Here is a 5,322-nt window from a genome sequence, read left to right as displayed (position 1 = left end):
GGGCTTTTCATCATTATCGAGGACACGATTTCGGTAGGCGATTCCATCGAAGTCGATGGGGGCCATGCAGGCGTGGTCGAGACGCTGACCATTCGGACGGTGCGTTTGCGCGACGGGCAGGGCGCCAAAACCCACCGCCAGGCCAATCACGCCCGCGCCCAGTCGCTGGTGGCCGATCTGATCACGGGGCTTTTCATCATTATCGAGGACACGATTTCGGTAGGCGATTCCATCGAAGTCGATGGGGGCCATGCAGGCGTGGTCGAGACGCTGACCATTCGGACGGTGCGTTTGCGCGACGGGCAGGGCGCCATTCACGCGATTCCGTTCTCGCAGATCAAGATCGTTAAGAACCTGTCGCGTGATTTCGCCTACGCCGTGTTCGAAGTGCGCGTGCCGTTCTCGGCCGACGTCGACCATGTCACGCAGATGATCCGGGAAGTGGGCGCCGAACTGAAAGCGGATTTCCGCTACCGGCGCGAGATGCTCGGGCCAATCGAAGTGTGGGGGCTCGACCGTTTCGATCCGAACTGGATGGTGGTGAAAGGGCAGATCAAGACGCTGCCGTTGAAGCAGTGGAGTGTCGCCCGGGCGTTCAATGTCAGGGTCAAACGGAAGATGGACGAGGTCGGGATGGACGTTCCGGTGCCGCAAATGCAGTTGCGGGTATCGAAGGAATCATCGGGCAAGGACGCGCCTTGGGACGATCTCGACGAAGTGAAGGACCCCTCGCCGATGTCCCCCGTGTCCCCGGCTGCGCGCAGCGCCGCGTCGGAGGCGCGCGATATCTCGCATGATCCGCAGCCCGCGCCGCCGGCAACGGATCAATCCGTGCAGATTCCGCCGCAGATTCCGACTGCAGCGGCGCCAGGGAAAGCGTAGCTGTCAGGCGGCTTGCACGAGGTCGTTCACGTGCGTCGATATTTGCGCACCCGTCACGCCGTAGACATGAATGGAGACAGCGGTTTTCCGCGCTGCTGATGCGTTACCGAGGCGGTGGATCGCGGCGCGTCCCGCGCCCACCACCGAAACGGCGCCGCAAACGCGCTCGTGCTGGCGGATTTCGACCGCGCGATGGGTATCGGCGTCAAAGGAAAACAGTGTTTCGCTCAGCGTCCCTTCGATTACCGTGTAAGCACACCACGTATGGTGCCCGTGGACCGGACTCATCTGGCCGGGCCGCCACACAAGAGCCGCCACGGCGTAGCGGCCAAGTGGATCCTCGAGCAACAGGTGCCGCCTGTAGCCATCGGCGCTGGATTCGCGCTGTGCGTTGGATAGCAGCCCCGGTTCAGCGGCCAAACCGGCCAGTGCGGCCCGGACATCCAGCGTGAAGCCTGGCGATGCCGGGTCCAGGCAGCACGCGGCATCGAGTGCATGGGACAACCGGGCGAGCGAAAGTTGTGTGTCCAGGGCTTCAACGGTGTCGAGGATCAGGGTCATGGCGAGCTTTTATGGTCAGCTTTGGTCCGCAAAAGGGCAGCGAATTTGCGTTCTTCGATAGCTCATTTATACCGGTTTGCTTGTGGAAGAAGTTTCCATATAATTTCGTGAATTAGCGCAAAAGTAGAATAATTTCCTACAAGGGGCGGCGTGGGCATGGACCTTATCGATCGGAAACTGTTGGAACTGCTGCAGGAAGATGTCACGATGCCCATTGCCGAACTGGCGACGCGGGTTAATCTTTCGCAGACGCCGTGCTGGAAACGCGTTCAGCGCCTCAAGGAAGCCGGCGTGATACGCGCGCAGGTCGCCCTGTGCGATCCACGCAAGCTCGGCGTGGGGACCACGGTGTTCGTCGCCGTGAAGACGAACCAGCACACGCAGGACTGGGCGGACGAGTTCACACGTGCCGTGCGGGATATCCCCGAAGTGGTCGAGGTGTACAGGATGAGCGGGGAAACGGACTACCTGATGCGCGTGGTGGTGTCGGATATCGACGATTACGACCGTGTGTACAAATCGCTCATTCGTGCCATCCCGTTGTACGACGTGAGTTCGAGTTTCGCGATGGAGCAGATCAAATATTCCACGGCGCTGCCAGTCAGGCCGCCGGTCGGTGTGACAGCGAATTAGCCGTCGGTCCGAATGGGGACCGCGTCTTGCGTGTTTCTCGGAGTGAAACGCCGCAATCCATCTGAAATCAGCGTCGAGTAAGATCTTGCGCTTCATCCAATCTTAAAAGAGCCTCGATTTTCATGACCGATGACCGCCGCAAACAGGCCCCGACGCGCAAGAATCCCACTTTCGCGATCAGTATTCTTATTGTGGTCGTTGTGCTGCTTGTGATCGGAACGCTATTTTTCAACGCGATCCGCGAAAAGCGCGACTACGAGCATGAAAACGCAACGCCCGCATCCGGCACAACGGTGCCCGCCGTGCCTGCCACGGGCGCTTCGCAATAACGCGGCACTCGCGCCTCATTCATTCCGGCAAGTTGATGAGGCTCGCGTCCTTGCGGATCAGGAACGACGCCGTCAGCATCTGCTTGCACTGATGCGCGAGCAGCTTCAGGTCCTGCACGGCGTCGAACGGAATATCTTCCGCGCGCTCGGCGCCCACCACCATTGAATCCAGTTCGACCGTGAGTTGCTTCGATTGCTCGGCTTGATCGTCGGGCGCGGGCACGCCTTCTTGCGCCTGCGTCAGATTGTCACGAATCACGGTCAGCGCGCGTTGAACGGGTTGCGCGGCGTGACCCGCGGCGGACTTTCCAACGGACTGCAGCAAGGGACCGGCAGCCGTGATCTGGGACGCGAGCACGTGGCTGCGCACCAGAAGGTCGTTGAGTTCGGGAACGAACTTCTGCTGCGCTTTGGGTTCGAGCATCATGCGCTGAAACGCCTGGCCGAGATTCGCAAAAGCGATATGCACGTTCTTGCGTGCGAGGCGGTATTTGAAATCGCTGTCCAGGGCCGATGCGGCTTCGGCGGCGGCCGCCGATGCGCCCGACTGAGCAGTCGCCGCGGTGCTTTCGCCGGAAACCGGTTTGGTCTTGGACGCAGTGGTTGCGCTTGCGGCTTCGCCTGTGGTCGTAACCATTGACACACTCTCGGCTTCCGGCGCCGAAGCGGGCGTTCCTGCCTTTGCGAGCGCCATTGTTGCCGCTTCGGCAGTCGCCGCATTGGCATCGGCGAAAAGATTGGGGTTTGTCGCGGTCTTCGCTTCGGGTTGCGTCGCGGGCTTCCCCGTCCACCACCAGCTCGCTTCGAGGTAGTTGCGCATTGCGCCGATCATGTCGTGCACTTGCTTGCCCATCAGCCGGTATTCCCAGTACGGGAACAGGTGGCTCGCGGCGATGGCGATTGCGCAACCCACGGCGGTATCGATTGCCCGTTCGCCAATCAGGCGCATGCCGCCCGGCGCAAGCAAGTGCAGCATCAGCAGCACATACGCCGACGTGAATACGACGCTCGCCGTGTAATTGAAGAGCAGCAGGCTATAGCTCATCACCATGCAGGCGAACATGGCCACGAGCAGCACATGCGGATCCTTCACCACGAAAATCAGCCCGACACATGCCGTACAGCCTATGGCCGTGCCGATGATGCGCTGCACGTTGCGCTGCTTCGTGAGCGAATAGCCCGGCTTGAGAATGATGACGGTGGTCATCACGATCCAGTACGCGTTGGTCAAGGGCAGCAAGCGTCCGAGCCAGAAGCCGATGCCGACCGCGATCGTCACCCGCAGCGCGTGGCGAAAGCTCGGCGACGACATGGTCAGATTGGAAAAAATCTGCATGAACGGCACGCGCCGGCTCGACACGAAGCGTGATAGCTTCGGATCAACGCGTATTTCTGTTTCCGTGATGCTCGGATCGTGCCGCGTCTGGCGCCGCATTTTATCGATGAGACGAGTCGCGCTCCATAACCGCCTGAACGCCGACGACACCGCCGAATACGCCTCGGGGTTCTTCTGCGGGACTTCATGTTTGCGCATTTGATCGAGTTCGTATTCGATCGCGCGCAACTCCGCTTTCACGTTGATCTTCGGACGCGCCGGTCGATTCTGCAGCACGGCCAGACCAATGTCTTCGAGATCGAGCGCAGACTTTCGCATCAGATCCCGATAGAAGATCAGGATGTCCGCGCCGCCGAACGTATTGCGCACGAGCGGATAGTCCGTGTGCGCGCCGACGAACATCTCATGCAGGTCCACCGCGTTGATGAACAGGTTGAAGAGCATCGCGCGGCGCGGATCGAGTTTGCCGCTCCTCAGCTTGGGCAGGTTGCGCAGCACGATGTCACGCGCCGCGTCCTGACGTTCAACCGCCTGAATCTGCTTTTCGATCAGCTTTCTATAACATTCGTCGATATTCGTATCGAGATCGTAGAACTCGGAACGCGCGAGCAGATACTCGGCGCAACTGAAGACACTTTCGGCGAGCGCCTGCCGTTCGATCCGATAGACCATCCAGCGGCTGACGAACGTTGCCCAGTAGGTGTACCAGAGGCCGCCGAGCAGAATCCACGATGCATAAACGAGCGCCTGCATGGGCGTGAAATGCTCTTCCAGCGTCACGATCATCATGAAGAGCGTGGCGAAGCTGATTTGCGGCCAGCGATTGCCGTACACCACGATCAGCGACAGCACGAACGTGAGCGGCACGACGGTCAGCCACAACGTCACCACATTCGCGCTCGCAATCCCGGTTGCAAGCGCCGACAAAAACCCGATCACCGTGCACGCCAGCATCTCGTTGTGCTTGTACTTCAGCGGCCCCGGCATATCGACCACGCACGCGCCCAATGCGCCGGTCGCTATCGTGAAGCCGAGTTCACGATTGTGAAAAATGGTCAGCATCAGGACGGCAGGCAGCGAGACGCCGAGCGCAATGCGCAAGCCGCCGAAGAAGTACTGGCTATAAATGAATTTTCTGATTTCTAGCGAGTAACGCATCGACTTCCTAATTTCCCGGCGTGGTCCCGTTTGCCTGTGAGGCGTTCGGCCCCGCCTATCATTGTGGCTCCGAGTCTAACCCAACTCGACGGCGCCGAAACGTAGGCCGTTCGGCCTAATCGCCGTGGAGAACGGCCTTTGCTATCCTGTCGTTTCACCTCGCGACACGTCCCTGGCTTTTGCCGAACGAGCCGTTGCCTTTCACGCTCAACTAGCAGGATCCATGCTCGAACTTTTCTATTCGAACCGCCATGAAACGCTGTCGCAGGCGCTGCTGGACGACGTTGCCGCGTTCGCGCTCAATGATGGTGACCCCTTTGCAAGCCAGACCATCATCGTGCCGAGCGCGGCGGTGCGAAGGCGGCTGGAACTCGACATGGCGGCGCGCTTCGGAATCTGCGCCAACGTGGACCTGTGTTATCT

General features: G+C 60.1%; 6 protein-coding genes. 4 read left to right on the top strand and 2 right to left on the bottom strand.

Features of this window, described 5'->3' with window-relative positions; all coding sequences use genetic code 11:
- On the top strand, nucleotides 1–882 hold an 882-nt coding region (locus ACRXB1_RS29375; RefSeq protein ID WP_449494027.1), incomplete at its 5' end, for a mechanosensitive ion channel family protein.
- Between the two features lie 3 nt (nucleotides 883–885).
- Here the strand turns inward: ACRXB1_RS29375 and ACRXB1_RS29370 are convergent.
- On the bottom strand, nucleotides 886–1,443 hold the full coding sequence (locus tag ACRXB1_RS29370; protein WP_449494026.1) for a cysteine dioxygenase: 558 nt from the start codon (nucleotides 1,441–1,443) through the stop codon (nucleotides 886–888).
- A 156-nt stretch (nucleotides 1,444–1,599) separates the two neighbouring features.
- Here ACRXB1_RS29370 and ACRXB1_RS29365 point away from each other — a divergent pair, with 156 nt between their 5' ends.
- Nucleotides 1,600–2,076 (top strand): Lrp/AsnC family transcriptional regulator, encoded by a 477-nt coding sequence (locus ACRXB1_RS29365; RefSeq protein ID WP_061999010.1) that lies wholly within the window; start codon nucleotides 1,600–1,602, stop codon nucleotides 2,074–2,076.
- A gap of 122 nt (nucleotides 2,077–2,198) precedes the next feature.
- Nucleotides 2,199–2,405: a hypothetical protein gene (locus ACRXB1_RS29360; protein WP_174362793.1), complete on the top strand. Its 207-nt coding sequence runs from the start codon at nucleotides 2,199–2,201 to the stop codon at nucleotides 2,403–2,405.
- 19 nt (nucleotides 2,406–2,424) lie between these two features.
- On the opposite strand, the gene ACRXB1_RS29355 is transcribed toward ACRXB1_RS29360, so the two are convergent.
- Entirely contained in the window at nucleotides 2,425–4,899 is a 2,475-nt protein-coding gene (locus tag ACRXB1_RS29355) for an FUSC family protein (protein WP_075360541.1), read from the bottom strand.
- A gap of 223 nt (nucleotides 4,900–5,122) precedes the next feature.
- Here ACRXB1_RS29355 and ACRXB1_RS29350 point away from each other — a divergent pair.
- Nucleotides 5,123–5,322: exodeoxyribonuclease V subunit gamma (locus ACRXB1_RS29350; RefSeq protein WP_449494025.1), on the top strand; the 200-nt coding region annotated here is incomplete at its 3' end.

It is taken from the genome of Caballeronia sp. M23-90 (genome assembly GCF_053574605.1).
This window is presented reverse-complemented; position numbering and strand designations above follow the sequence as displayed.